The sequence below is a fragment of the Symploca atlantica LB2515 genome, from assembly GCF_052546295.1.
In genome coordinates, this window is record NZ_JBQWMT010000001.1 from 1,224,702 (window position 1) to 1,249,078 (window position 24,377).

25 protein-coding genes are annotated in these 24,377 nt (G+C 44.3%); 17 read left to right on the forward strand and 8 right to left on the reverse strand.

What is annotated here, in order from left to right; translation table 11 throughout:
• Positions 1 to 569 precede the first annotated feature (569 nt).
• From pedR to ndhO, 5 genes are all read left to right on the forward strand, one after another.
• Positions 570 to 845 (forward strand): photosynthetic electron transport-dependent transcriptional regulator PedR, encoded by a 276-nt coding sequence (gene pedR / locus ACT7WV_RS05225; RefSeq protein ID WP_445101882.1) that lies wholly within the window; start codon positions 570 to 572, stop codon positions 843 to 845.
• Between the two features lie 540 nt (positions 846 to 1,385).
• A complete protein-coding gene (locus ACT7WV_RS05230) occupies positions 1,386 to 2,027 on the forward strand; it encodes a DUF6391 domain-containing protein (protein WP_445101883.1) in 642 nt (213 codons plus the stop codon).
• A 142-nt stretch (positions 2,028 to 2,169) separates the two neighbouring features.
• The gene (locus ACT7WV_RS05235; RefSeq protein WP_445101884.1) at positions 2,170 to 2,520 is read left to right on the forward strand and encodes a photosystem I reaction center subunit IV; all 351 of its coding nucleotides are present in this window, start codon (positions 2,170 to 2,172) and stop codon (positions 2,518 to 2,520) included.
• A gap of 3 nt (positions 2,521 to 2,523) precedes the next feature.
• Positions 2,524 to 3,372, forward strand: a complete 849-nt coding sequence (locus ACT7WV_RS05240) for a DNA-formamidopyrimidine glycosylase (RefSeq protein WP_445101885.1) — start codon at positions 2,524 to 2,526, stop codon at positions 3,370 to 3,372.
• A gap of 99 nt (positions 3,373 to 3,471) precedes the next feature.
• Positions 3,472 to 3,693: an NAD(P)H-quinone oxidoreductase subunit O gene (ndhO, locus tag ACT7WV_RS05245; RefSeq protein ID WP_445101886.1), complete on the forward strand. Its 222-nt coding sequence runs from the start codon at positions 3,472 to 3,474 to the stop codon at positions 3,691 to 3,693.
• Positions 3,694 to 3,860: 167 nt separating this feature from the next.
• Here ndhO and ACT7WV_RS05250 read toward each other — a convergent pair whose 3' ends face one another.
• Positions 3,861 to 3,983: a photosystem II protein Y gene (locus ACT7WV_RS05250; RefSeq protein ID WP_445101887.1), complete on the reverse strand. Its 123-nt coding sequence runs from the start codon at positions 3,981 to 3,983 to the stop codon at positions 3,861 to 3,863.
• 111 nt (positions 3,984 to 4,094) lie between these two features.
• Positions 4,095 to 4,616 carry a gamma carbonic anhydrase family protein gene (locus ACT7WV_RS05255; protein ID WP_445101888.1) on the reverse strand — a complete coding sequence of 174 codons (522 nt, stop codon included), beginning with the start codon at positions 4,614 to 4,616 and terminating at the stop codon, positions 4,095 to 4,097.
• A 188-nt stretch (positions 4,617 to 4,804) separates the two neighbouring features.
• Between ACT7WV_RS05255 and ACT7WV_RS05260 the strand changes: the two genes are divergently transcribed.
• The 7 genes from ACT7WV_RS05260 (at position 4,805) to ACT7WV_RS05290 (ending at position 10,838) form a co-directional block, all read left to right on the forward strand.
• On the forward strand, positions 4,805 to 5,314 hold the full coding sequence (locus tag ACT7WV_RS05260) for a TIGR02652 family protein (RefSeq protein WP_445101889.1): 510 nt from the start codon (positions 4,805 to 4,807) through the stop codon (positions 5,312 to 5,314).
• A gap of 11 nt (positions 5,315 to 5,325) precedes the next feature.
• Positions 5,326 to 5,769, forward strand: coding sequence for a VOC family protein (locus tag ACT7WV_RS05265; RefSeq protein ID WP_445101890.1), 444 nt, complete (start codon positions 5,326 to 5,328; stop codon positions 5,767 to 5,769).
• 34 nt (positions 5,770 to 5,803) lie between these two features.
• On the forward strand, positions 5,804 to 6,313 hold the full coding sequence (locus tag ACT7WV_RS05270; protein WP_445101891.1) for a plastocyanin/azurin family copper-binding protein: 510 nt from the start codon (positions 5,804 to 5,806) through the stop codon (positions 6,311 to 6,313).
• A 361-nt stretch (positions 6,314 to 6,674) separates the two neighbouring features.
• Positions 6,675 to 7,499: a type I methionyl aminopeptidase gene (gene map / locus ACT7WV_RS05275; protein WP_445101892.1), complete on the forward strand. Its 825-nt coding sequence runs from the start codon at positions 6,675 to 6,677 to the stop codon at positions 7,497 to 7,499.
• 587 nt (positions 7,500 to 8,086) lie between these two features.
• Positions 8,087 to 9,028 carry a lysophospholipid acyltransferase family protein gene (locus tag ACT7WV_RS05280; protein ID WP_445101893.1) on the forward strand — a complete coding sequence of 314 codons (942 nt, stop codon included), beginning with the start codon at positions 8,087 to 8,089 and terminating at the stop codon, positions 9,026 to 9,028.
• Positions 9,029 to 9,116: 88 nt separating this feature from the next.
• On the forward strand, positions 9,117 to 10,526 hold the full coding sequence (locus tag ACT7WV_RS05285; protein WP_445101894.1) for an amidase: 1,410 nt from the start codon (positions 9,117 to 9,119) through the stop codon (positions 10,524 to 10,526).
• A 33-nt stretch (positions 10,527 to 10,559) separates the two neighbouring features.
• On the forward strand, positions 10,560 to 10,838 hold the full coding sequence (locus ACT7WV_RS05290; RefSeq protein WP_445101895.1) for a hypothetical protein: 279 nt from the start codon (positions 10,560 to 10,562) through the stop codon (positions 10,836 to 10,838).
• Positions 10,839 to 11,002: 164 nt separating this feature from the next.
• Here the strand turns inward: ACT7WV_RS05290 and ilvC are convergent, their stop codons facing one another.
• Positions 11,003 to 11,998 (reverse strand): ketol-acid reductoisomerase, encoded by a 996-nt coding sequence (gene ilvC, locus ACT7WV_RS05295; RefSeq protein WP_445101896.1) that lies wholly within the window; start codon positions 11,996 to 11,998, stop codon positions 11,003 to 11,005.
• A 503-nt stretch (positions 11,999 to 12,501) separates the two neighbouring features.
• Between ilvC and ACT7WV_RS05300 the strand changes: the two genes are divergently transcribed.
• Both ACT7WV_RS05300 and ACT7WV_RS05305 read left to right on the forward strand, forming a co-directional pair.
• On the forward strand, positions 12,502 to 13,116 hold the full coding sequence (locus ACT7WV_RS05300) for a class I SAM-dependent methyltransferase (RefSeq protein ID WP_463424145.1): 615 nt from the start codon (positions 12,502 to 12,504) through the stop codon (positions 13,114 to 13,116).
• An 86-nt stretch (positions 13,117 to 13,202) separates the two neighbouring features.
• Entirely contained in the window at positions 13,203 to 14,078 is an 876-nt protein-coding gene (locus ACT7WV_RS05305; RefSeq protein ID WP_445101898.1) for a lysophospholipid acyltransferase family protein, read from the forward strand.
• A 10-nt stretch (positions 14,079 to 14,088) separates the two neighbouring features.
• On the opposite strand, the gene ACT7WV_RS05310 is transcribed toward ACT7WV_RS05305, so the two are convergent.
• Positions 14,089 to 14,496 carry a nuclear transport factor 2 family protein gene (locus ACT7WV_RS05310; protein WP_445101899.1) on the reverse strand — a complete coding sequence of 136 codons (408 nt, stop codon included), beginning with the start codon at positions 14,494 to 14,496 and terminating at the stop codon, positions 14,089 to 14,091.
• A 142-nt stretch (positions 14,497 to 14,638) separates the two neighbouring features.
• Between ACT7WV_RS05310 and ACT7WV_RS05315 the strand changes: the two genes are divergently transcribed.
• A complete protein-coding gene (locus tag ACT7WV_RS05315; RefSeq protein ID WP_445101900.1) occupies positions 14,639 to 15,577 on the forward strand; it encodes a DUF4349 domain-containing protein in 939 nt (312 codons plus the stop codon).
• On the opposite strand, the gene ACT7WV_RS05320 is transcribed toward ACT7WV_RS05315, so the two are convergent.
• Positions 15,541 to 16,110, reverse strand: a complete 570-nt coding sequence (locus ACT7WV_RS05320; RefSeq protein ID WP_445101901.1) for a pentapeptide repeat-containing protein — start codon at positions 16,108 to 16,110, stop codon at positions 15,541 to 15,543. The genes ACT7WV_RS05315 and ACT7WV_RS05320 overlap by 37 nt on opposite strands.
• Positions 16,111 to 16,460: 350 nt before the next feature.
• Between ACT7WV_RS05320 and ACT7WV_RS05325 the strand changes: the two genes are divergently transcribed.
• Positions 16,461 to 18,023 carry a SagB/ThcOx family dehydrogenase gene (locus ACT7WV_RS05325; RefSeq protein ID WP_445101902.1) on the forward strand — a complete coding sequence of 521 codons (1,563 nt, stop codon included), beginning with the start codon at positions 16,461 to 16,463 and terminating at the stop codon, positions 18,021 to 18,023.
• Positions 18,024 to 18,305: 282 nt separating this feature from the next.
• Here the strand turns inward: ACT7WV_RS05325 and ACT7WV_RS05330 are convergent, their stop codons facing one another.
• Both ACT7WV_RS05330 and ACT7WV_RS05335 read right to left on the reverse strand, forming a co-directional pair.
• Positions 18,306 to 19,718, reverse strand: coding sequence for an LCP family protein (locus tag ACT7WV_RS05330; RefSeq protein WP_445101903.1), 1,413 nt, complete (start codon positions 19,716 to 19,718; stop codon positions 18,306 to 18,308).
• A gap of 255 nt (positions 19,719 to 19,973) precedes the next feature.
• Positions 19,974 to 20,348 carry a hypothetical protein gene (locus ACT7WV_RS05335; protein WP_445101904.1) on the reverse strand — a complete coding sequence of 125 codons (375 nt, stop codon included), beginning with the start codon at positions 20,346 to 20,348 and terminating at the stop codon, positions 19,974 to 19,976.
• Between the two features lie 224 nt (positions 20,349 to 20,572).
• On the opposite strand from ACT7WV_RS05335, the gene ACT7WV_RS05340 reads away from it, so the two are divergent.
• Positions 20,573 to 23,554, forward strand: a complete 2,982-nt coding sequence (locus tag ACT7WV_RS05340; protein WP_445101905.1) for a leucine-rich repeat domain-containing protein — start codon at positions 20,573 to 20,575, stop codon at positions 23,552 to 23,554.
• A 94-nt stretch (positions 23,555 to 23,648) separates the two neighbouring features.
• Here the strand turns inward: ACT7WV_RS05340 and ACT7WV_RS05345 are convergent, their stop codons facing one another.
• Positions 23,649 to 24,293, reverse strand: coding sequence for a Uma2 family endonuclease (locus ACT7WV_RS05345; protein WP_445101906.1), 645 nt, complete (start codon positions 24,291 to 24,293; stop codon positions 23,649 to 23,651).
• Positions 24,294 to 24,377: the final 84 nt, after the last annotated feature.

A 24,377-nucleotide genomic window follows, 5' to 3' on the forward strand; every position in this document is an offset into this window, starting at 1 on the left:
AAACTTTAAGCGCCAGGAAGGAACTAGTGGCAGAGTCTTGATGAAATCAAAACTTGATAATTTCGTGGCTTACTTTTGTGGGACTTTTTTGGACTAATCTCTATTGAGCCCAAAGAAGCTATTTTTAATATTAATTAATGTTTTTATTGATCAATAACTCAAATGCACAACTGCCGATCAATGGACGCAAAACTAAGAATTACCTCCTTACTCTAAGCTTTTAGCCTATGTGCCACAAACCTTACTTAAATGATAAGTAAGGGTTAAGGTTTCTTTATATTTGTGTAACAAGTCTATTGGGTTGATTATCCTGTTGGCTTTTTAGCTTATCGCAATAAATATTCAAAAATGGGAAAATCATTACTCGATCTTAACAATTTATGCCAAAGCAGTGATGGTTGTCCCTGCTAATAGTTGAGTCTGCTAATAGTCGTTTTCTGTACACGATCCCAATTCATCTAGATGCCCCGAAAATTGAGCTTGAGTACCCGATAAGTACAAATACTAGTTACAATATTTATAAGCGTTAGCATTACTTTTTTCGCAGATATACCAAGGGCAAAAGACCTATGACTGGTGGCGAGTCTTACAAACCCGCGTCTCTCTCAGGCCGCGAAGTAGAAATTATCGAATTAGTAGCCGCTGGTTTAAGCAATCAGACAATTGCCCAGCAGCTAGAAATTAGCAAGCGCACTGTTGATAATCATATCAGCAATATTTTGACAAAGACATCTACAGATAATCGGGTGGCACTAGTGCGTTGGGCTTTACGATGGGGCAAAGTTTGTATCAATGATGTTAACTGCTGTGCTTTACCAGCACCATCTGATGAAATAGTTTCCTAACTAGGCGGATCAAACACGGCCTCAAACTCAATCTTGTCTATTTGCTGACGGCATAACTGTGGAGATGTTATTGAGCATCTGAACGGGAGCGGTAGCGACCAATAACCATCCATTGCGCGGAGGGAAGTAGACGGACAATTGCCCAAGGTTTGAGACTGTCTTTATAAGTCATCATTACTTTGACTCCTTTTTTTGATTGGAGTGGGAGCCAGCCTGGATTTGTGGAAAGCAAAGGGCTAGTTTCTGACTCGATTATTGTGGCAACAAAGCAATGGTAGTATATTACTTTGATTATTACAAATTCTTGACGTTATAAGAAGAAAAACAAACTATAAAGGTAAAGCATCTCCTCTAATTTCTCTCAAACTCCTTTTAATCCACTAACTCGTGATCCAACCCAAACTCTTTCCCTCGTAGGAAAAGAGAGTAAACGTCGCTTACTTTCTTGAGGCTTCACTAAGTTTCACAAAACTGAACTCAGACGAAGGTTAAAGTTGAAAAACTTCTGTTAATCAATCACACTTTTGGAGTAGTACTGCCATGACTAATACGGCTTCTGCTCAAACTGGCAATTTCTGGGACGTAGATTTTGTTGCACCGCAACCTACGCAGGATAGTGACCTACTCAAGCAACTGCCTTTTGTTCCAGGGCTAAAAGAAATGCTGATGCTGCGTCAGGTTCATGCTCTAGAACACGCAACTGTTTGGGTTCTGGCTGAGAATGCTCGCCTTGGTTACACGGCATCTTCCCCCAACAATCGCCAGTTAAACAATGACGCCATCGGCGGATTATCTACTGAAGAGGGCTTTTATCTTTACGGCCAGGTAAAGCTGGTTGAGTTGAAAAGAGCCGTACCTACTGCTTTAGAACGCCTCACCAGCGGAGAATGGGACTTAGCAGTGCATCCGCGTTGCGGCACTAATCTCTCAGTCGGAATGTTCCTCACTGCGGTCTTGGCATTTGGCGCTCATCTTGTTTTGCCACGGGGACCGATTGAGCAAATGCTTGGTCTGGGTTTGGCGACAGCCACAGCCACTCAAATAGCACCGGATGTTGGTAGTCTGGCTCAAAAATATCTAACTACTTCGATCCCTTTTAACCTGGCAATTGAAGAGATTACAGCAACCTCAGACCTCTGGGAGCGACCCTCGCATTTCGTTAAAGTACACTGGAAAAGTTGAGTCAGAGATTAATCCTCTGTCTCGAAAATGTTTCCTATTGTTTCAATATAGGTAAACATTCATAAAACTTAAAGACAGGGCTTAACAGATAACTCACCGCGAGTAGTACGCTGTAAAACAAGCACAAAAGGGATAAACTTTTATGGTTCAACGTGGTTCAACAGTTCGCGTCCTCAGAAAAGAATCCTATTGGTATCAGGATGTCGGAACAGTCGCTACTGTAGATAAGAGCGGTATTATCTACCCAGTAATTGTTCGCTTTGATAAGGTTAACTACTCAGGCATCAATACCAATAACTTTGCTGAAGGTGAACTCGTAGAGATTGAAGCGCCTAAGGGTAAAAAGTCTCCTGCTTCTAAGGGCAAGGAAACGACAACTGCTGCTAAAGCTCGTACTACTGGTCTCGAAGCCAAAGCTCCCAAAGCAGGTGAAGCGCCAAAAGCTGGGGGACAGACCGAAGGCGACCCCAACCAAGGTACAGAATCCCGGTAAATCGTGCCAGAACTGCCCGAAGTTGAAACAGTCCGTCTGGGCTTAAATCAAGTCACTCTGGCACAAGAAATCAGGGGTGGGGAAGTGTTGCTCTCTCGTAGCATTGCCTACCCCTTTTCTGCGGATCAGTTTTTAGTGGGACTAAACAACGTCACTATCATCGATTGGCAGCGGCGTGGTAAGTACTTACTGGCAAAACTTACCGCGCCAGATAGGAGTGATGCCGGTTGGTTAGGCGTTCACTTGCGCATGACTGGTCAATTGCTATGGCTCAATCAAGACGAACCACTACAAAAACACACGCGAGTGCGATTGTTTTTTACACAAAGTCGGGAGTTGCGCTTTGTTGACACCCGTACGTTTGGTAAGATGTGGTGGGTGCCGCCATCACAGCCACCAGAAAGCATCATTGCCGGTCTCCAAAAACTTGGACCCGAACCATTTTCTGCTGAATTTTCTCCTGATTACCTCACCAAAAAACTCCGAAATCGTCAGCGCGCCATTAAAACCTTACTCCTCGATCAAGGCATAGTGGCAGGAGTCGGTAATATTTACGCAGATGAAGCCCTTTTCTTGAGCGGTATTAGACCGGAAACCCTTGGCGCTGTTTTGAATTTAGAGCAGATTGAGGGTCTTTACCGAGCAATCATTAAGGTTTTGCAAACTAGTATTGAGAGTGGAGGGACTACCTTTAGTAGTTTTCTCAACGTACTAGGTGTTAATGGCAACTACGGTGGTGTTGCCTGGGTATATGGTCGCACGGGAGAACCCTGTCGTATTTGTAGCACGCCGATTGAGCGTCTTAAGTTAGCAGGACGCTCGTCTCACTTTTGCCCTCAATGCCAGCACTAGAAAGCAGAGACTCTTGCCTCAACTAATTACTAATTTCTAATTGTTAACTAGTCTTAAACTAATGAACAGGATTCGAGGAGTTACACCAGAGCAGTAATTATGGCAGACGCAATCAAAAAAGGGACTATGGTTCGAGCTATTCGAGAAAAGCTGGAAAATAGCCTGGAAGCTCAGGCGAGCGACTCACGTTTTTCGCCTTATCTATTTGAAACCAATGGGGAAGTTATGGATACCAAGGGTGACTATGCACTAGTCAAGTTTGGTGCAGTGCCTACCCCGAATATTTGGTTACGCCTAGATCAGTTAGAAAAGGCTGGTTGAGCGTAAGTTAACTTAAAAATGGCTCCCCTTGATCCCGACTCCAGACTGGAGAAGGGATTAGGGGCAACTAAGCTAACTGAACTTAGTAACTCATGCCACTGAATCGTTTAAGCCAGGTATTGCACAATCAGAGCAATACCTGGCTTTTCTGCTACTGCCAGTGCTGCTCAGGATTTATTCATAAAGCCTTGCACTTGTCTCAAAGCAGCAGCACCAATATTGAATATTGCCCAGCTGCCTGCCAAGAGGACAGGAGCCAAAACTATTAATACGCGCCAATCAAAATCCATTTTTTTGTTGTCTCCCTTAATATCTAAAGTTTATTGAAGCTTTATCATATTTATATTTTTAAGCAAATTGGTACAGTTTGCTAGAAAACTTCAAAACTGCGACGCGAGAAGTTAGTCAGACCTGGCAAAGCCTAAATCAGTTCCCTTTCCGGCATGAACTAGAGCCAGTTTTTCATAATGCCGCGCATGTTCGAGTAGTTCTCTCGCCTCAGCTTCCGAAATATCCCGCAATCGTTTAGCTGGCACTCCGACTACCAAGGACATAGGCGGAACATCTCTACTAACTACAGCGCCAGCGCCCACAATACTACCTGAACCGACGCGCACACCATCTAATACCACAGCACCGATGCCAATCAAGCTTCCTCGTTCAATGTGAGCCGAATGTATGACAGCTCGATGACCAACTGTCACGTGATCTTCCAAAATAGTAGGTTTGCCGGGGTCACCGTGCAAAATTGCGCCATCCTGAATATTAGTTCGCTCACCAATTTCAATGCGCTCCACATCTCCCCGCACCACAGCACCGTACCAGATGCTCACCCCAGCAGATAGCAATACCTGACCCATGACCGTCGCGTTCGGGGCAACAAAAGCAGCTTGAGAAAGATCAGGGGGAGACCAGTAAGACATTAACTCCTCAGAATATTGACCGAATAGATAATTTACTTTGATACTTAGCTAAGTTTTTCGCCAGGCTACCAGACCTTTATTCCCCATTCCCAAGAATAATTAACAAGGAGTGGTTGCAATCGTCATTACTCTATAATGATAGAGCCACAGGTACTAGCGCACACGCCAAAGATGCGGATAAGCACTTAATGATTAACACAGCATTGCAGTACCCCATATTTGGTCCAGAAATTAATTGTCCTCACTGTCGTCAGTCAATTCCGGCACTAACATTGACTGACACCTATCTGTGTTCCCGCCATGGAGCCTTTGAAGCAGATCCGAAAACTGGGGAACTAATTCATTTACAATCGGGGCGTCACTGGCGTCAGTGGAACGGTAAGTGGTACAGACAGCACACCCATCCTGACGGCATTCGTTTTGAAATTCACGAAGCCCTAGACCGACTATATACTCAAGGCTACCGGGCGACGAGGGTAATTATTGCCAATCGTTATCGAGAGTTAGTTAGTGCCTACCTGGAACGTAGCACTCCTTGGCGCGGTTCCTCAGAGCCAGTACGACCTAGGCTGTATGGCTTGCCAGTAGAATTTAGTCCGGGGGCAGAAGAAGAACCTTGCTGGGGAGTAATTAACTTCGACCTAGAAAAAGAACCGGGTATCCCTGTACGTTATCCCTACTTCCGATTATTTGAGTAAGGTGCGAGGCAATGCATCACGCTTCGATTCGCACTGCCAATATTCATCACGCGATCGCTTTCTACGAGAAGCTAGGATTTACTGTCTGTGAACGCTTCACCGCTGGTATCACCCTGGCTTGCTGGCTAGAGGGACTAGGCGGAAGAATTGAACTCATCCAAATTCCTGAACCGAAACCTGCACCAGATGCTTTTGGAGATGAACACTATGTTGGTTACTACCATTTGTCTTTTGACCTAACGGATGTTTCTACCGACTTGCCAACCTGGTTAGCTTCCCTACAAAAAAGCTTTGCTGAAGCGTCAAGTCAGAACCCAGAACAGTTTCAGCCCCTGGTAATTCTCTTAAAGCCAACCCAACAAATTATTGGCGATCGCGTTTACGAGGTGGCTTTTATTGCCGATGCTGATGGACTGCCCCTAGAGTTTTTACGAGTTTTAGGAAAGACTCAATAAGTTTTTAAAATAACCAAATTTTGTCATAAAGGCTATGGAGTTAATTAATTTGAGGAAAAATATTTGGCAACGGCGACGGATTAATTATTGCCTAGGATTAATATCAGGATTAATAATTTGGATCGGTTTATTTTCTGGAGCTTCTGCAACAGCAGCACCATCTCTCAACACTACTAGCAATTTACTCAGTCAGCCCGCAACTGAGGTAAAAGTCAGCCTCGGTAGTAGTGCTAATAAATTGAAGTTTTTTCCCAGCAAATTAGAGTTTATTTCCGGTATTCGCTACAAACTTATATTAGACAATCCCAGTCCCCAAAAACATTATTTCACAGCTAAAGACTTTGCAGATATTAGCTGGACTCAAAAAGTTGAAGCAGGCAAAGTAGAAGTTAAAGGAGCAATCCACGAGCTAGAATTGAAGCCTGGAGGAGAAGCCGAGTGGGTTTTTGTACCGATGAAGCCTGGAAGCTACAAACTTCATTGCTCTATACCAGGTCATACAGAAGCAGGTATGACTGGAGAAATTGTCATCGCGGCTCAGTAGGAGAAAGTTAAACTAGAGATTTTATCAGAGAAATCTGGTGACGAGAAAATTACTCTAGCTATCCTTTTCTTGATGAAATGTAGGGTAATCTAGGGCGATAACTAAATGACTCGTGAAAAAAATTAACCACAGATAAGCACAAGATTTACAGAGAGCAAATATGCAGTTTTTACAATTTATTTAGGATTGCTATAGTATAAGCCAAAGTATCTTACACTAAAGAGAAACCTCACCGAGGGATTGGCGCTTACTTAGGAATTTTGGTGAAGTCCACGACCCTCAACACCAGGTGCTAAAGCAGAGTCCTTGAGGCAGTTGGGTTCAATCTCTGGTGAGGCACTAATTTGAGATATCTGTTTATATGAACATTCTGAGTAACCTGCTTTTTAAACCAGCTGAAACTCCTCGCATCAAAAAACGCCGGGGTGTCGAAATCAAGTCTGAGCGTGAAGTTGAAATTATGCGGCAGGCGGCGAAGATTGTTGCCACAGTACTCAAAGAAATTTCTGAGAGGGTTGAACCAGGGATCACAACTGCTGACTTAGATGCCTACGCGGAAAAGCGTATTAGGGAGATGGGAGCAACACCTAGCTTCAAAGGTTACCACGGCTTTCCAGCTTCTATTTGCTCCAGCATCAATCAGGAAATTGTGCACGGTATTCCTAGTTCTAAGAAAGTAATTCGTGCTGGCGATGTTCTCAAGGTTGACACCGGTGCTTACTATCAAGGATTTCACGGTGACTCTTGCATTACCATTCCAGTTGGGGAAGTAACACCAGCCGCAGCCAAGTTAATTCGAGTAGCAGAAGAAACTCTCTACAAGGGAATTGAACAAGTCAAAGCCGGCGCTTATTTACTCGACATTGCTGGTGCAATTGAAGATCATGTGAAAGCGAATGGCTTTAGTGTAGTTGAAGACTTTACAGGTCATGGTGTGGGGCGAAACCTACACGAAGAACCATCAGTTTTCAACTTCCGTACTCGTGAGATGGCAAATGTGAAGCTGCGTGCTGGGATGACTTTAGCAATCGAACCGATTTTAAATGCCGGATCTAAATTCACCCGCACCCTATCTGACCGGTGGACAGCAGTTACAGTAGATAATGCCCTATCAGCCCAGTTTGAGCATACTGTATTGGTAACAACTGATGGCTATGAAATCTTGACCGACCGAACTAAACTTTAAAAGCCGTCCGCTCTAAGCTGCAATACGAGGGTCAAAGCTAGCTGTATCTTCTGTTGTACCAGGCTCACCTCACAAAAAACAGACAATACTTAGAAGACAAGGAAGTTTAGTATCCAGAACCAGCTGATACAGACTCCCTTGTCTTCCTCGTTTAGGAAATACTAGATAGCTAACAACAGCCTCTGAAATTATCGCAAAAAAAAACCCGAGCTGTGGTAACTCGGGAAGATGAATACAGGGTGCATCTACCATTTCTTTATTACAGAGAAGCCGGTAATTATCCGGAAGATGGGGAAAAATTTGGTCACTAAATAGCAGATTTCCTGATGTTTGTGCCAGTTAGGTAACTGTCTACTAAGATGTCTCATCTGAGCAGCCGTCATTTCAGAAGGCATAAGGTTTGAGAACTAAAGCAATAACCAAGAGACAGTGACAAAAAGGAAACTGTTCTATCAAATTTACCGCCACGATAGATGCCATCTTAGGTTGAGACAATTACAAAAGAAGCCCAATATCAGCGATCCGACCAGATTTTTCTGAAACTCCCACCAGATCATGGGCTGCAAGTTCCGCCAAGGCAGGCTCAAATGAGTACCCAATCGCCCGAAGAGCAGATACAACAAAATGCCCCACAGCCACTTACACCAGCCAAAATTGAGCGGGTGAAAGAGGGGGTAGCCGCAGCACGTGATAGCCGAGTGCGCCAAGCGATTGAGGAAGCGCTGAGCAATACCGATGCGATCGCTGAGGCTGGCTCAGAGCGTCGAGTTAGTGGGTGGCTACGTCGCTGTCTGCTGCGATCGCTGATGCACAGCCTGTTTTGCGTCAGAGTCGAGTTCCCGGAACGGATTCCCCAAGAACCCGCGATGCTGGCAGCCAACCATCTCAACCATATCGACCCGTTTCTCATACTATCGGAGGTGCCAGCGCATCCCTACTATTACATCCCTGGCGATGCTCGGACACTGTATAACCACTGGTGGAAGCGTCGCATCCTCGGCCATTCCGGGGGCGTCATTCCCCTAGAACGCCGCTGGGGTGAAGAGAAAGCGGTGATTGAACAGGCTCAGGCAGGACACCAAGATCTGGCTGACTTGGCAGCAGCGGTTGAACAAGATGTACCGACTGGCGGAGATATACATACTCTGCGACGCATCGACAGGGCAACTCAAGCGATTTTTGGCCGTGGGGATGGGATTATTATTTTTCCCGAAGGGAAGCTGGGTCATATTGAAGGTCAACTAGAATTGCCGTTAGCACGCGGTGCCGTACTCTATGCCTTACGTGCCGGTGTACCCATTGTGCCAGTGGCGCTGATTGGTGTGCACGACCTGTATTTCCGCAAGAAACTAACCATCCGCTTTGGTAAACCGTTGCGTTTCCCCCGGTCAAAGCGACCGAAACCACGAGCTGTGGCAGAGGCTGTAGAGGCTCTGGAAGATTCACTAATGGCACTTTTGCCAGGAGACTATCAAGAACCTTCAGAGCCAAAACCGTTACGTTACTTCCTCAATCACATGTTTTGGTAAGCTTCCCCGAAAAGAGAGCAAGTGGGCTTTGAGTATCCCTAACTTTAAACTTTAGATCATCAACGGATAATTGATCAGGAATCAAAAAATGGATCAAGTTGATTTAGCATTCACGACAGCTCTAGAACAAGCGCGGTTAATTCGCACTAAGCAAGTGTCGCCCCTGGAGTTGGTAGAACTTTACCTTGAGCGTATTAATCGGCTGGATTCCCAGTTGAGCAGTTACTTCACCGTCGCAGCCGAGATGGCTCTAGCAGATGCGCGAGTTAAGACTCAACAACTGGCTCAAACTCAAGATATTACTGAACTGCCACCATTTTTTGGCATACCTACGGCCATTAAAGATCTCAATGCCGTAGCAGGGATGCCTTGTACCTATGGAACACCCTTAATGAGGGGCAAAATCTTTGACTACGATGACGGCGTAGTCAGCAAAATTAAGCAGGCTGGGTTCGTCATTCTTGGTAAAACAGCCACCTCAGAAATAGGTTCTCTGCCCTACACCGAACCACCTGGAGTTCCCCCAACTCGGAATCCCTGGAACCTAGACTACACTTCGGGGGGTTCCAGTGGTGGCGCCGCTGCAGCAGTAGCAGCAGGTTTATGCCCCATTGCTCAGGGTTCTGATGGCGGTGGTTCCTTACGGGGACCAGCTTTTTGCTGCGGATTGGTAGGCTTTAAACCATCGCGGGGTCGAGTTTCTCATGCACCAGTAGGTGACCATCAAAACGGTATTTCTACTAATGGTTCCCTCACTCGCACCGTTGCTGATGCTGCGGCTTTCTTGGATGTAATATCTGGATATATTACCGGAGACCCTTACTGGTTGCCTGACCCAGAAACGTCTTTTCTTGATGCCACTGGTCAAACACCTCAACAATTACGGATTGCTTTTTCCACCTCAATTCCTCAAATTGGTGAAGCGACAGAGATCTGTCAGCAAGCAGTAAGAGAAACGGCGGGGCGTTTAGAGGAATTTGGTCACATTCTCGAACCTGGTTGTCCTGATTTCGAGGGCTTGGTTGAACCCTTTGTTAAAGTTTGGCAGGCAGGTGTCGCTGCTACGGGACTGCCTCCTGAAACTATGGGGCCAGTGAATCGCTGGATTGGTCAGCAGTGCGGTTCTGCTGGGGAATACTTGCAAGCAGTTAAACAAATGCAAGTTATTTCACGCAAGATTATTGCTTTCTTTGAAGTCTTTGATGTCTTAGTATTGCCCGTCTATATGCATTCAACGATTCGTGTTGGCGAGTGGGCTGATTTGAGTCCTGAGGAGACTTTACAGAAGATTATTACTTGGGTTGCCCCCTGTCCAGCGTTTAATGCTTCTGGATTACCTGCGATCGCGATTCCTACTGGTTTTGATACCAATGGCTTGCCTGTCGGCATACAGTTAGTGGGACGCCCCGCAGCAGAAGCAACTTTGATTTCCTTAGCTGCTCAGTTGGAAGCAGCCCAACCTTGGAGTCATAAACGCCCAGCTTTGTTTAATTTGTAACTGTTGCTCAAGAATTAATCGAGGATTATCTGCTTGAGGGAAACTACTGAAAACATCAGAGTAAGCCTTGTTAGTCCCCTCAAATTGGAGAAAGTTGTGCGTCCCAAGACTACTGTAACAATGCTTTTGTTTCTGGCATTGCTGTTTATCTTAATCGGCGATCGTCTTCTTCCCGAACCTCTAGGCACGGTAAGCCAGAACACTCGAACTAGTATCAATCAGTTCTTAATCGGCTTATTCCCAGAGCGAGAACCAAAAGACCCCTATCAGCGTACTGAAGAAGCAATTAAACAACAGGAGCAAGGGCAATAAATCTGGGCAACTCTTAATTTCTATCTGCTTAAACTAAGGGAAAAGATAGCTTACAACGATAGTCTTTACAGACAAAAAACAAGAAAGTATCAGAAGACAAGGGAGCCAGTTTTGCTTAGTTTCTAAGAATAAAGTTCTCTTTCTTGTCTTCCAATAGTAATTGATTAAATTTTCTTCAACCAACTAAACATTGCGCGTAAATCCTTACCCACTTCCTCAATAGGATGCTCAGCTTCCTGACGCCGCATCGCGGTAAATCCTGGTTTACCTGCCTGGTTTTCTAATACGAATTCTCGGGCAAATTGACCGGACTGAATCTCACTGAGAATTTTACGCATCTCGGCGCGGGTTTGATCATTAACAATTCGAGGGCCACGGGTATAGTCTCCATACTCAGCAGTATTAGAGATGCTATCGCGCATTTTTGCCAATCCACCTTCCACTACCAAGTCAACAATTAGCTTCACTTCATGGAGGCACTCAAAATAAGCTAACTCTGGCTGATAGCCAGCAGCTACCAGGGTTTCAAAACCAGCTTTAATTAAGGCACTCAAGCCACCGCATAATACTACTTGTTCTCCGAATAAATCGGTTTCTGTTTCTTCACGGAAGCTAGTTTCCAGGATGCCGGCACGAGTGCCACCAACGCCTTTAGCATAAGCCATAGCGCGATCGCGTGCTTGACCTGTAGCATCCTGATAGACAGCAAACAAGCAGGGTACACCTTCTCCCTGTTCATAAGTCCGCCGCACCAAATGTCCTGGCCCCTTGGGTGCCACCATGATCACATCTACCGAAGCCGGGGGAATAACTTGACCAAAGTGAATATTAAAACCGTGGGCAAAGGCTAAGATATTGCCCTCTTTCAAGTTTGGCTCAATCTCCTGCTGATAAATGGTTTTTTGCACCTCATCGGGCAATAAAATCATGATCAAATCAGCAGCTTTGGCAGCCTCTGCAACCGAGTGGACTTTTAAGCCTGCTCCCTCGGCTTTGGCAACAGACTTACTACCCGGATAAAGTCCAACAATGACATTCATGCCACTATCTTTAAGATTAAGAGCATGGGCATGGCCTTGAGAACCGTAGCCGATGATGGCAATAGTTTTACTGGCGAGTAGGTCTAAGTTGGCATCAGAATCGTAAAACATCCGGGCCATAGTAACATCTCCTTGCTGCAAACGTTGTGATTGACTGCAGCCCTTAATCTTACCCTAAAACTTGGGGCAAGCCTTTACTTGTGCCACTCATTCTGAGGAAACTCCCAGAACTTTGCTGATAATTTAAGATTTGGCAGCTCATTAACTAGTGCTATTCCCTGAAATTTTTCGGGCAAGAGATACTGCTTAAGGCAGAGTTGACAAGGTACTAGTAAAGTACCTTGAGTAAGTTATCAACTTAGTGAAGCATTTGGCTTTTAATTCACTTACTCAGCATTTTTACTAAACTGAAACTGCAAGTGGGCAATCATCCGATTTCTAATCGTCCAATTGGGTGAATCAACAGCACGAATTTATGAGCGATAATTTAGTTGTACTCTTTGATATAACAGTCCTAGACGAATTTTGAAAACTGCCTATCTTATCTATTGTGCATCTGTGGTTAAGTTTTCTCCAGCGTCATCGAGGATTGCTAATAGCGTTACTGATTAAAAAGTTGATCAATGGGCTTCTACTCACAAGTTATTCTTCCTAACCTCCTAGATTGGAGTATGTCCGATCCGAGCCTTGCTCAATACCGTCAAGAAGTTTTATCCGAGGTTTCTGGGGAAGTCTTAGAAATTGGCTTGGGAACAGGATTGAATCTCCATTATTACCCCGAACACCTTCAAAAAATAACGGCAATTGATGCCAACTCTGGCATGAACGCTAAAGCACAAAAACGGATACAAGCCTGCAGCCTAAGGGTAGATAATCGAGTCCTCAATGGAGAAAATTTACCAATGGCTGATGATACCTTTGATAGCGTTGTTAGCACTTGGACATTGTGCAGCATTGCTAATGTAGAGCAAGCCCTTCAAGAAATCTATCGAGTCCTCAAGCCGGGAGGCAAATTCTTTTTCATTGAGCATGGACTAAGTAACGAACCCCAAGTCCAAGTTTGGCAAAACCGTTTAACGCCAGTGCAAAAGGTTATCGGTGACGGTTGTCATCTCAATCGTAATATTGAACAGTTGATTAAAAAATATTTTCCTCTCGTGAAGCTGGAGAAGTTTTATGTTCCGAAAACTCCCAAAATTTTTTCCTACATGTATAAAGGAATAGCAACTAAAGCTTGAGAGATATAGCTCAAGTTTGCCAGTCAACTCCAGATCTGCTTATCCTAAGAGGGATAATTATAGTTACTCGTAGTACTTCAGAAGCATTGTTTAATTCCTTTGAGCTTTTCACCAGTGTTCCCTCTCGTGAGGGTAAAGCCTCTCGGCATCGGTTTAATGGTTGGTCATTAGACGAACGAAATCCCGAAGCAATTAAAGCTTGGATCCCCATCATCGAATGGTTTTACCAAAATTACTTTCGTGTGCAAACCGATGGCTGGCAACACATGCCTTCTGAAGGTAAGGTGCTAATCGTGGGTTCCCACAATGGGGGTTTGGCATCACCGGACACCTCAATGTTTATGTATGACTGGTTCCGTAATTTTGGTTATGAACGCCCTGCTTATGGGCTGATGCATCCCCTTGCTTGGCAATCTCCAGTCTCCGCTAAGTTAGCTGCCGAAGTGGGGGCAGTGATAGCTCACCCGAAAATGGCGATCGCAGCATTCCAAAGAGGTGCCGCAGTACTCGTCTATCCAGGGGGAGCTCAAGATATGTTCCGTCTCCATAGCCAGCGAGATCAGATTAATTTTGCAGGGCGCAGGGGATTTATTAAACTAGCACTGCGAGAAGAGGTGCCCATCGTGCCAATTATTTCTCACGGAGCTCATGATACCCTGATTGTTATAGCAGATATCTACGAGCAAATACGACAATTAAACCCACGAGGCTTTCCCCAATGGTTAGGCCCAGAAATAGGTGTGTTTCCCATTTACTTAGGGTTGCCTTGGGGACTAGCAATTGGTCCTTTAATGAATATTCCTCTACCAGTGCAGATTCATACCCGTGTTTGTGCGCCAATTGTATTTGAAAAGTACGGACGCACTGCTGCCAGCGATCGCGAATATGTGGATGCTTGCGATGAACAAGTCCGCAGTCAGATGCAATATGAATTAGACAGCTTAATTAAAAGTCTTCAATAAAGCAATTTTTTTAATCGCTTGGTGACTTCTGATCAATATATTCTCGCCAAGATTTTATCTTGCCTCCTGCTACCTCAAAAATTATTGCATCTTCCGCCCTAGATATCTCACCCGTTTTTTTGTTTTTTTCACTCCAATCCCACTCAACGGCTGCTTGATTGCCATTGCTAATAATTCGTTTAATTTTTACCTTAGTATCTGTAAATTCTGCAAAGTAGCTCTCTACTGCTTCTTTGATTTGTTGTTTACCTTGGAAAGTAGCACCAGGTGTGACAAATAAACCATCTTCTGCAAAATCTGCGATAATTTTGTTAGCATTAGCAGTTTCCCAAGCCAAGGCTTGTCTTGTTACAATTTCTTTGATGTTTTGGTTCATAATTTCTGCTGCTGGTGACAGCATCATTATTGCAATATCCATATATAAATTTAGCGTTTGTTGCTGCTTCAGCTTCCTGTCATCTTGTGACCATAATACGGTTAGTTTTGTTACCTAAATTGCAACTATCCCCAGTCCGACATATTGCTAAGCCATACTAGCGATATATAGCTGAGGGCGTCCGATGAATCGCTCGCATCATTCCTTGATTAAACCCGCATTATTCCTAACTCCCCTGCTAGGAAGCATTCTTTTAGTTGGTTGTAACTCTGCTAGTGAAATGCAGCTACAACAAGAAAAGGCTCAATTGTCAGCACCACTGACAGCCGACGCACCAGTAGCAGAACCAGCTAACGTAGCAAAAGTAGCTACACCAAATTCAGAACCAGTACCACAGTCTCGCCCTCAACTTGTCAAAACTGCTGATATTTCCCTGGTTGTCAATTCCATTGATGACACTCTTCAAGAAGCCTCAAAAATAGTCAAGCAACAGCAGGGAGATCTACTTGGCTTGCAGGACAATAAACCCCAAGATAGCAACCGTCGCCACACAGCATCAATGCGTATTCGCATACCCCAAGACAAGCTAGAAACTACTCTCGAAGCTCTAGCAACACTGGGAACTGTAGAGTATCGCAACCTCACTGCTGAAGATGTTACCAATCAGTTAGTCGATGTCCAAGCAAGACTGCGAAACTTACGGAAAACCGAAAGCTCTTTACTACAAATTATGGAGCGTTCCGGCTCTGTCGGGGATGTGCTTAAAGTTGCCCAAGAGCTAAGTAAAGTTAGGGAATCTATTGAGCAAATAGATGCACAACTAAAAAACTTAACTAACCAAGTTGCTTATTCCACCATCAACTTGCAGCTAGAAGCCTCTGTTTTCACGACAACGAACCAAGCACCTCTAGGTACAAAAGTTAACGACACTTGGCAAAACGCAACTCAATCTGTAGGTGAATTTACCTCTGATTTACTGCGCTTGACAATTTGGCTTGTTGCTTATAGTCCCTATCTGTTGGTGTTAGGTGCTATAACTTGGTTTGCCTACATCCAACTCAAAAAGCAACCGCCTCAAACTAAGACTCAAACATCTTCTGATGCAAAACTTTCATCCGATTGAGAGTCGTCTATTCGATGCCCGTCAGGATGAATAGTTAAGTTGTCTAAATAGGCATGAGACAAGTTGGCGTTTTGGGCGCGAAACAAGTTGCTACCGCTCAAATTGGCTTTATTTAATTTTGCTTTTGCCAGGTTAGCCCCTTTCAAGTTCGCATTATTTAAGTTGGCGCTGCTGAGGTCAGCATGGGCTAAATCTGCCCCTTGTAGATTAGCACCTTGCAAATTTGCCCCCCGCAGATTAGCACGACGTAGAGATGCTCGAAAAAGGTTTGCTTGTTGAAGATCCGCTTCAGATAAATTTGCCTGGTAAAGCTGAGTATTACTCAACTCGGCTGCTTGGAATTGAGTTTTTGGTAGCTCCGCTTGACTTAAATTAGAGTAGGGCAGGTAGGTTTTTTTGAGCTTGCTGCCAGTAAGGTCAATACCTTGTAATTTAGCTTCAAACAAGTGAGCTTCACTGATGTCTACGTAACTAAAGTCTCTTTTGCCGCTGGCGTACTGAGCCAGTAAATCTGCTGTGTGAATTTTCTTCATTATGTGCTTGTGGTCTGGAAGCCTACTGCCCTTACTCCTTTACTGCAATGTCAATCCGTATTTATACTCAAGTACTTTCATATAAGTTAAAACGCTGTAGCAAAATATACATTTTCTTTGGTTTTTCTTAATATTTATCAACTGCCTCAAGCTTATCTTGGTGTTGTTTCCGGTATATTTTTACAATTAAAGTTTTATGTGACTCATTACCAACTTCTTAAGTTAGCGATCTGACAACAAATTATAGTCTAGTACTAGAAGCACTCATCGTCGTTTCTGTCCTGTGGCAAGTAGGAGGTGTTCTTAAGTGTAAAGATGAGAGTTGAAGCTCCAAAGGTCTTGAAACTACCATGTCGGAACGGCAAGTATCAATTGCTCAGCACTACCACGAGCGCACCAAATACGATCCGGAGACACTCACCTCAAAAAGTAAGGGATTAGACTGGGAGAGTCAGCCCGTACCTTTTAAAGAGTACAAAGTCGGAGCCAACTTCGACCTGAAGCCCTACTTGAGAGAAGACCCTTCCGTGTTTCCCGATGAATCTGGTAAGGAATGGCAGCGGCTATCAAAGCTACTTTTTTTAAGCTATGGCTTGACCGCCAAGATGGCCACAGCAATGGGTTCACCAGTGTATCTAAGGGCAGCGCCTTCTGCCGGGGGACTATACCCCGCTGAAGTGTATTTAATTTCTCGTGGCACCCCCATACTGCCAGCAGGACTATATAACTATCAGTGTCGTAACCATTCACTGGTGCATTTTTGGGAAAATCAGGTGTGGAACGCTTTGCAAGAAGCCTGTTTCAGGCACCCAGTCTTAGAGTATACTGAACTGGCAATTGTAACTACAGCGGTCTTTTACCGCTCGGCCTGGCGCTATGAAGACCGAGCATACCGAAGAATTTTTCTAGACACTGGTCATCTACTCGGCAACATTGAACTAGCTGGTGCGATCGCTAACTACCGACCTCATCTGATTGGTGGCTTTGCGGATGAGAAGGTTAATAATCTGCTCTATGTTGAGTCAGAAATCGAAGGTGCAATCAGCGTGATTCCCTTAGTAGACCAGCTAAGCGGACAAAAAAATCTGCCTAATACCCTAAATATTTTGCCTTCTGCAACTCAAACTGAATATCCAGAAGTTCCTGACGGAGAGTTGCTGGGTTACTTGCACCGTGCCACAGAAATAGAGGATGAAGACGAAAATTGGCAGCAGGAAAAGTCAAGCTCTAAGGCAAAAGAGGGAGAATTAGAAGATAAGTATAACTTTCCCTTCTGCACCAAAGTTTCAACGGTTACTCAACCGATTGATTGGAGTAAGATAACCAACACAGGATTGCCTCTAAAGCCATTAGAAGACACGATTATCGTAAGGCGTTCCACCCGTGCTTACAATGGAGAAAATCTAACATTAGCAGAACTTAAAGCCCTACTGGATTTCACTTACCAACCCCAGCACTACGTTGAGCAAGGGCTAGATGGTTCACCAGATTATTTTGATCTGAGTTTGATTGAAACTTTTGTGGCGGTTTCTGGAGTAACAGACTTAGAAGAAGGCTGCTATTACTATGCACCCACAGCTCAAGAGTTACGGCAGATTCGGTTTAAAAACTTCCGACGAGAATTGCATTACTTGTGTCTTTGGCAAGAGTTAGGTAGAGATGCTGGGGCGATCGTATTTCATACTGCTGACTTAAACAAAGCCGTGGAAAAACTTGGCGATCGCGCCTACCGCTATCTTCACATGGATGCTGGTCATCTGGGGCAACGCCTTAATTTAGCAGCGACCCATCTGAGTTTAGGGGTGAGTGGTATTGCGGGTTTTTTTGATGACCAAGTAAATGAAGTTTTGGGCATCCCCATAGATGAGGCAGTTCTTTATATCACTACTCTAGGGCGTCCCAAGAAACGTTAGGGATTAGTGAGGCAGGGGGAGAGAAAGTAATAGGTAATAGGTAATAAATAAACTGACGTTTTTAGTAAGCGCTTTAGCGATTTGAAACCCTTACTTGAGAGCTAAAGCGCTCACTAGGCAATAATTACCATCTTTACGTTTAATTTCGCCCGCCTACTTAGGTGTTTTTACTAATATTCTGGTCAACGTTCTCTTTTCCTTCCACTCGAAAGCATCGAAAGCATGGTTTACCGTCCATTCGCTTACCTTCGGGCTTTCTTACTTATTACTCATTACTATTGCCTAGGAACTGCTCAACCGCTTTTCAGAATAAGCTTGTTGGCTTAACCAGTCTTGACCTAACTGAATTGTGACATCGGAGGAGAGGGAACCCGTACTCTCAACACGGACTTCTCCAAATCCTAAATATTCACGGAGGGCAGTAGCACTGCTATCATCTCCTTGTTGAGCAACAATGCGAGTAGTTCGCAAAGGTTCCTTCCAGGCATCGCTCACATAAACATTGCGATAGCCAGCCTCCCGGAGTATGTTGACTAAAGCTTGGACTGCCTCTGGTTCTCCGGTACTATCTTGAATAGCCACACGCTGGTATATTGGTTCCACTTGATTACCGTAGCTATAGCCTTGGTCAAAGTGCTGAGCCATCATCTGTCGGATACGGCTTCGATCAGGCAACCAGTAGCTAACATCATTACGCCCATCTCCGTTAAACTCGCCCGGTAACAGCAACATTTGCATATCCGAGCGCTTTGTTTGAACAGAAAAACCTACCAGGGCAACTAGCTCTTCTACACTTAAGTTGGTGTCAAGGTGGGACTGAATTACCGAGAGAATTTTCGGTACTCGCGCCAAAGTCGTGGGATTAAGTACCTGTTCCGTTAAGGCCCTCATCAGCAGTTGTTGCCGTTGTACCCGTCCGACATCACCATATTGGTCATAGCGAAACCGCAAAAACTGCATGGCTTGCTCACCATTGAGGTGCTGTTTACCTTCTTTGAGGTCAATGTAGAGGTGCTGAGAGTGGTCTGTGTACTTCATATCCTTAGGGACGTACAAAGTGACACCCCCTAAAGCATCTATGAGTTTTTCTACACCCTGAACATTTACCCGGATGTAGCGGTCAATGCCAACGCCGCCTAGTAGTTCACTTGTCGCTTTCGCTGTTAGTGCAGGCCCGCCATGGTAATTAGCCGCATTGAGCTTAGTGAGACCTATTCCATCTACATTAGTTCTAGTATCGCGGGGCAAAGAGAGAACCGTTAACTTTTCTCCCTCTGGGTCAAACCGCAACAAAAGCATCGTGTCTGAGAGACCATCAAAAGAATTGACCAGAGCTTGGTATCCTGGATCTTCAGCGGGTGGTTGAGACAAGTCAGTGGTCAGAACTTTGGTTCCTAAAACCAAAATATTAACTGGTCTAGTCAACTCTGGCAGTCGCAGACTATTGCGGGAAATACTTTTAGTCTTAGAAAAAAACGCATCTTCAGCAGCAGACAGTCTACTTTGCAGCAGAGGCACACTAGAAAGCGATACCGCTAGCATAGCTCCTGCCGTTGCCGACAAGACTGCTACCCCAGAAAAGCCCATCCATACCCAAAACCAATTTTTTTTCTTTGCCGGGTCAGTCTTTTTTTTTGCAGAGTGATCGCTTTTCTGCCCTGTCTTGGATTTTTCATAAGTTTTTCGACCTTGCACTTGCCTTCCTCACACACGTGTAGTTAAAAACGGGAATCTCTCAAGATAACTCGCAGATGCACTAACGCTTAACACCCCTGATCTGAAATTAAGTGTTTAGCCTAAACACTCATAGCAGTTTTTCAGACAGTTTGCCCCCAAATCCGGCAAATGCTAGAGCTAATACTAGATAGAGTTTAAGGAATTCGTCAAACAAACCCTAAGCAAAAGCCGCCTCACTCCCTAGCGGCAAAGTTGAAAAGCTGGAGTCCCTAACTAGGATAAATGCTTGCGCACAATTCCCTGAGCGACACCACTAATTCCGGGAAGACTAGGCGGCTTGCGTTGCCACAAACGCACCATCAACCCAACACTCACTAAAAAATAACCAGAGGTGAGCATACCATTGATGAATAACAGACGAATATTCCAGAACTCCGAACCTTGCACCCCTGTAGATAATAGAATATAGCCCAGCAGCCAACCAAAAGCTAAGGTAACTGATAAGCGACTGACGGCTTGTTGTTTGGCAGTCCCCTGACGGCGGTACAAAGTCCACAGTGAGGGGAAAAAGCCCATAACGGGAATAAGGTAGATAAATAATTGCAATTGCTCAAGATCGGGATTTTCTGAAGGCTCAAGCTCTTTCATGTAACTTAGTAGTTTAGGGACGGAGCTCTCAAGGAGTGAAACTTCAAGGCGGCGCTGATGTTTTCCTCTAGTGCTATCTCTATGATGACATTTGCCAGATAGGGAAGTATACAGCCAACATTGGTGGGGAGCAAGATATTCAGATTAGTGAGCCTACTGACTGGTTTTAACGACACCTACCCTCAACTTGGCTAGAGTATTGAAGAATACTTCAGTGATAACCGATGACTGAGGAAAAACTACTGCGGGTAATTGAACAGGCGGCGAGGGAGGGAGCAACGGAACTCGACCTAAGCAGCAATAAACTGAGTAGTCTGCCAGCAGAAATAGGACAACTGACTAACCTAAAATCTCTCTACCTCAGCGGCAATCAACTGAGTAGTCTGCCAGCAGAAATAGGACAACTGACTAACCTAAAATCTCTCTACCTCAGCGGCAATCAACTGAGTAGTCTGCCAGCAGAAATAGGACAACTGACTAACCTAAAATCTCTCTACCTCAGCGGCAATCAACTGAGTAGTCTGCCAGCAGAAATAGGACAACTGACTAACCTAAAATCTCTCTACCTCAGCGGCAATCAACTGAGTAGTCTGCCAGCAGAAATAGGACAACTGACTAACCTAAAATCTCTCTACCTCAGCGGCAATCAACTGAGTAGTCTGCCAGCAGAAATAGGACAACTGACTAACCTAAAATCTCTCTACCTCAGCGGCAATCAACTGAGTAGTCTGCCAGCAGAAATAGGACAACTGACTAACCTAAAATCTCTCTACCTCAGCGGCAATCAACTGAGTAGTCTGCCAGCAGAAATAGGACAACTGACTAACCTAAAATCTCTCTACCTCAGCGGCAATCAACTGAGTAGTCTGCCAGCAGAAATAGGACAACTGACTAACCTAAAATCTCTCTACCTCAGCGGCAATCAACTGAGTAGTCTGCCAGCAGAAATAGGACAACTGACTAACCTAAAATCTCTCTACCTCAGCGGCAATCAACTGAGTAGTCTGCCAGCAGAAATAGGACAACTGACTAACCTAAAATCTCTCTACCTCAGCGGCAATCAACTGAGTAGTCTGCCAGCAGAAATAGTCCAACTGACTAACCTACAATCCCTCGACCTCAGGGGCAATCCCGTTCCCATTCCCCCGGAAATTTTGCAATCGGACGATGTTAAGGAAATCCTCGATTTCTACTTCCGAGTACAAGATCCCAAAGAAACTGAACCCTTCTACGAAGCAAAATTTTTAATTATTGGTGAAGGGGGAGCAGGAAAAACCTCTTTAGCTAAGAAAATTGAAGACGAAACCTACGGACTCCAATCAGACGAAGAATCCACCGAAGGCATTGATGTCATCCGCTGGGATTTTACCCAAGCCAATGGAGAAAACTTTCGCGTCAATATCTGGGATTTTGGCGGACAAGAAATCTATCACCAAACTCACCAATTTTTCCTAACTAAGCGTTCCCTCTATGCCTTAGTTGCAGATACTCGTAAAGAAAACACCGACTTTTACTGGTGGCTAAAAGTAGTGGAACTGTTGAGCGATAATAGTCCAACTTTAATTATCAAAAATGAAAAACAAAACCGTAAGTGTGAAGTAAACGAGGGTCGGTTACGAGGAGAATTTGGCAACTTAAAAGAATCCCTAGCCACTAACTTAGCCGATAATCGCGGTTTACCAGAAATAAAAGAAAAAATTAAACAATACATTACTCAACTTCCCCACGTCGGCACTCCTCTACCTAAACTCTGGGTCAGAGTCCGTTCTGCCTTAGAAAACGACTCCCGCAACTACATCAACCTTGAGCAATACAAAACCCTTTGCCGAATTAACAATTTAACCGATACTACAGATATGCTGCGGCTGAGTCGCTATCTACACGACCTCGGCGTTTGTCTACACTTTCAAGACGATCCCACACTGAAACATTGGGTTATCCTCAAACCAGAATGGGGAACTACCGCCGTCTATGAAGTATTAGATAATAACGCCGTTAAGCAAGATTTCGGCCGTTTTACTCAAGATGACCTGAAAGATATTTGGCAAGACGATGAATATTCGGAAATGCGGGATGAACTACTGCAACTAATGATGCGGTTCAAACTCTGCTACCCTATCCCTAATAATCCCAATAATTACATTGCCCCGCAACTGCTGGAAATCGAGCAGCCTGAATACAATGGGAATGAATCTGATAATCTGATTTTGCGCTATCAATACGAGTTCATGCCCAAGGGAATTCTCACCCGCTTCATTGTAGAAACACACCCTTGGATTGAAGGACAAAAACTCGTTTGGCGAAGCGGTGTTGTCCTCCACAAAGACCAAACCCACGCCGAAGTAATTGAGCATTACAATCAACGTAAGATTGAAATCAGAATAACTGGCAGCCGCAAGAAAGAACTGCTCGCCGTAGTCACCCACGAACTAGAAAAAATCCACAAATCTTATGAACGGTTGGAGTATGACACCCTAGTTCCTTGTAACTGTGAGAAGTGCAAAGTAAGTCAGGAAGCTTATTCCTACTCTTTGGAAAAACTCCGCAAGCGCCTAGACGCGGGTCGTTACGAGGTGGAGTGCGAAAATAGCTATCAAATGGTAAATGTCCGCAGGTTAATAGATGAGGTGAATCTGCAATCCCAGTTATCAGAAAGAGAATTAAAGCAACCTGTTTCCCTTCTACAACAGGAATTAGACCACAGAAAAGAAGAATCATTACAGCGTTCCCATCTCCAACCATCTATGTCAGAAACTATCACTAGAAACCAAGTATTCATCAGCTATAGCCATCAAGATAAAGAATGGCTTAACCAACTCCAAAAACATCTCAAACCGATGATTCGTAACCAAACCTTAGAAGTCTGGGATGATACTAAAATTAAGTCTGGTGCTGAGTGGCGACCAGAGATTGAAAAGGCTTTAGCCGCCGCCAGAGTAGCTGTCTTAATGGTTAGTCCTGACTTTTTAGCCTCAGACTTTATTTTTAAAAATGAACTACCTCCATTACTAGATGTAGCTCAAAGCAAAGGACTTACTATTATTTGGATCCCATTTAGTTATAGCTCTTACGAAGAAACTGAAATTGAAAAATATCAAGCCGCACACTCTCCCCGTCAGCCAATAGACAGCCTGACTCAATCAGAACAAAATAAAGCCTTAGTGGATATCTGTAAGAAAATCAAAGAAGCAGCTACAATTACCTAGAGTCTCAACTTAGAAAATAATTTACCAAGATTTGATGATTAGCCTTGCATCTTGAGCCATCTAAAGACTCGCTCTGCTGTTAGTTTTAGTTTAATTATAGTTCTCGCAATTTCTTTTCAAACTCTTTGAGGGCAACACTAGAGCCAGCTTCCCAAGCACGCTCTACATAATTGGGGATAAGCTGTTTGACAGGAATTTTAGGGAATGTAGAACTATTAAAGCTTTCTTGATACTGCTCTCCATCAAACAAGTAGATGTAGAGTACTTTTCGCCGATAAATCCAGAGTTCGGGAACAGCAATTGCTTGATAATCTTCAGGTTCAGTGGATGAAGTCAGGTCTATTTCTAATGCTAAATCTGGAGGTGGATCTATTTCTAAATCTATCCGTTCTTTTCCTAAAATAGCTTGGCGGTTTTGAATGTAAAAGCAAGCATCTGGTTCTAGTCCTGCTTGGTCAAATCGTTTCAGTGTAATCGGATCAAAGCTATCCCAATCTTGTCCTTGGTATCGCAAAAGAGCCTTTACCAAATCGGAGAGTGTATCGGATTTCTTTCCATGTCCTGGTAAAGGAGCCATGATGCGAATTTCTTGAGTGGCTGCGTCGAAATAAATCTTGATGGCTGCCTTGTCCTGACGACTCTCCAATAGTTTCTCATAGTTCAACCAGGTTTGATGGCGCAGAATTACTTCTCCACCTGGAGGTAAGTCAATTTTGTCGTCGGTAATTGTCAAATGCATTATGACATCTCCAAGGCTTTGGAATCACTATAACAACTGCGAGTACTCCATTTCGGCAAAACCATTGCTCTCATATTTCGGTTT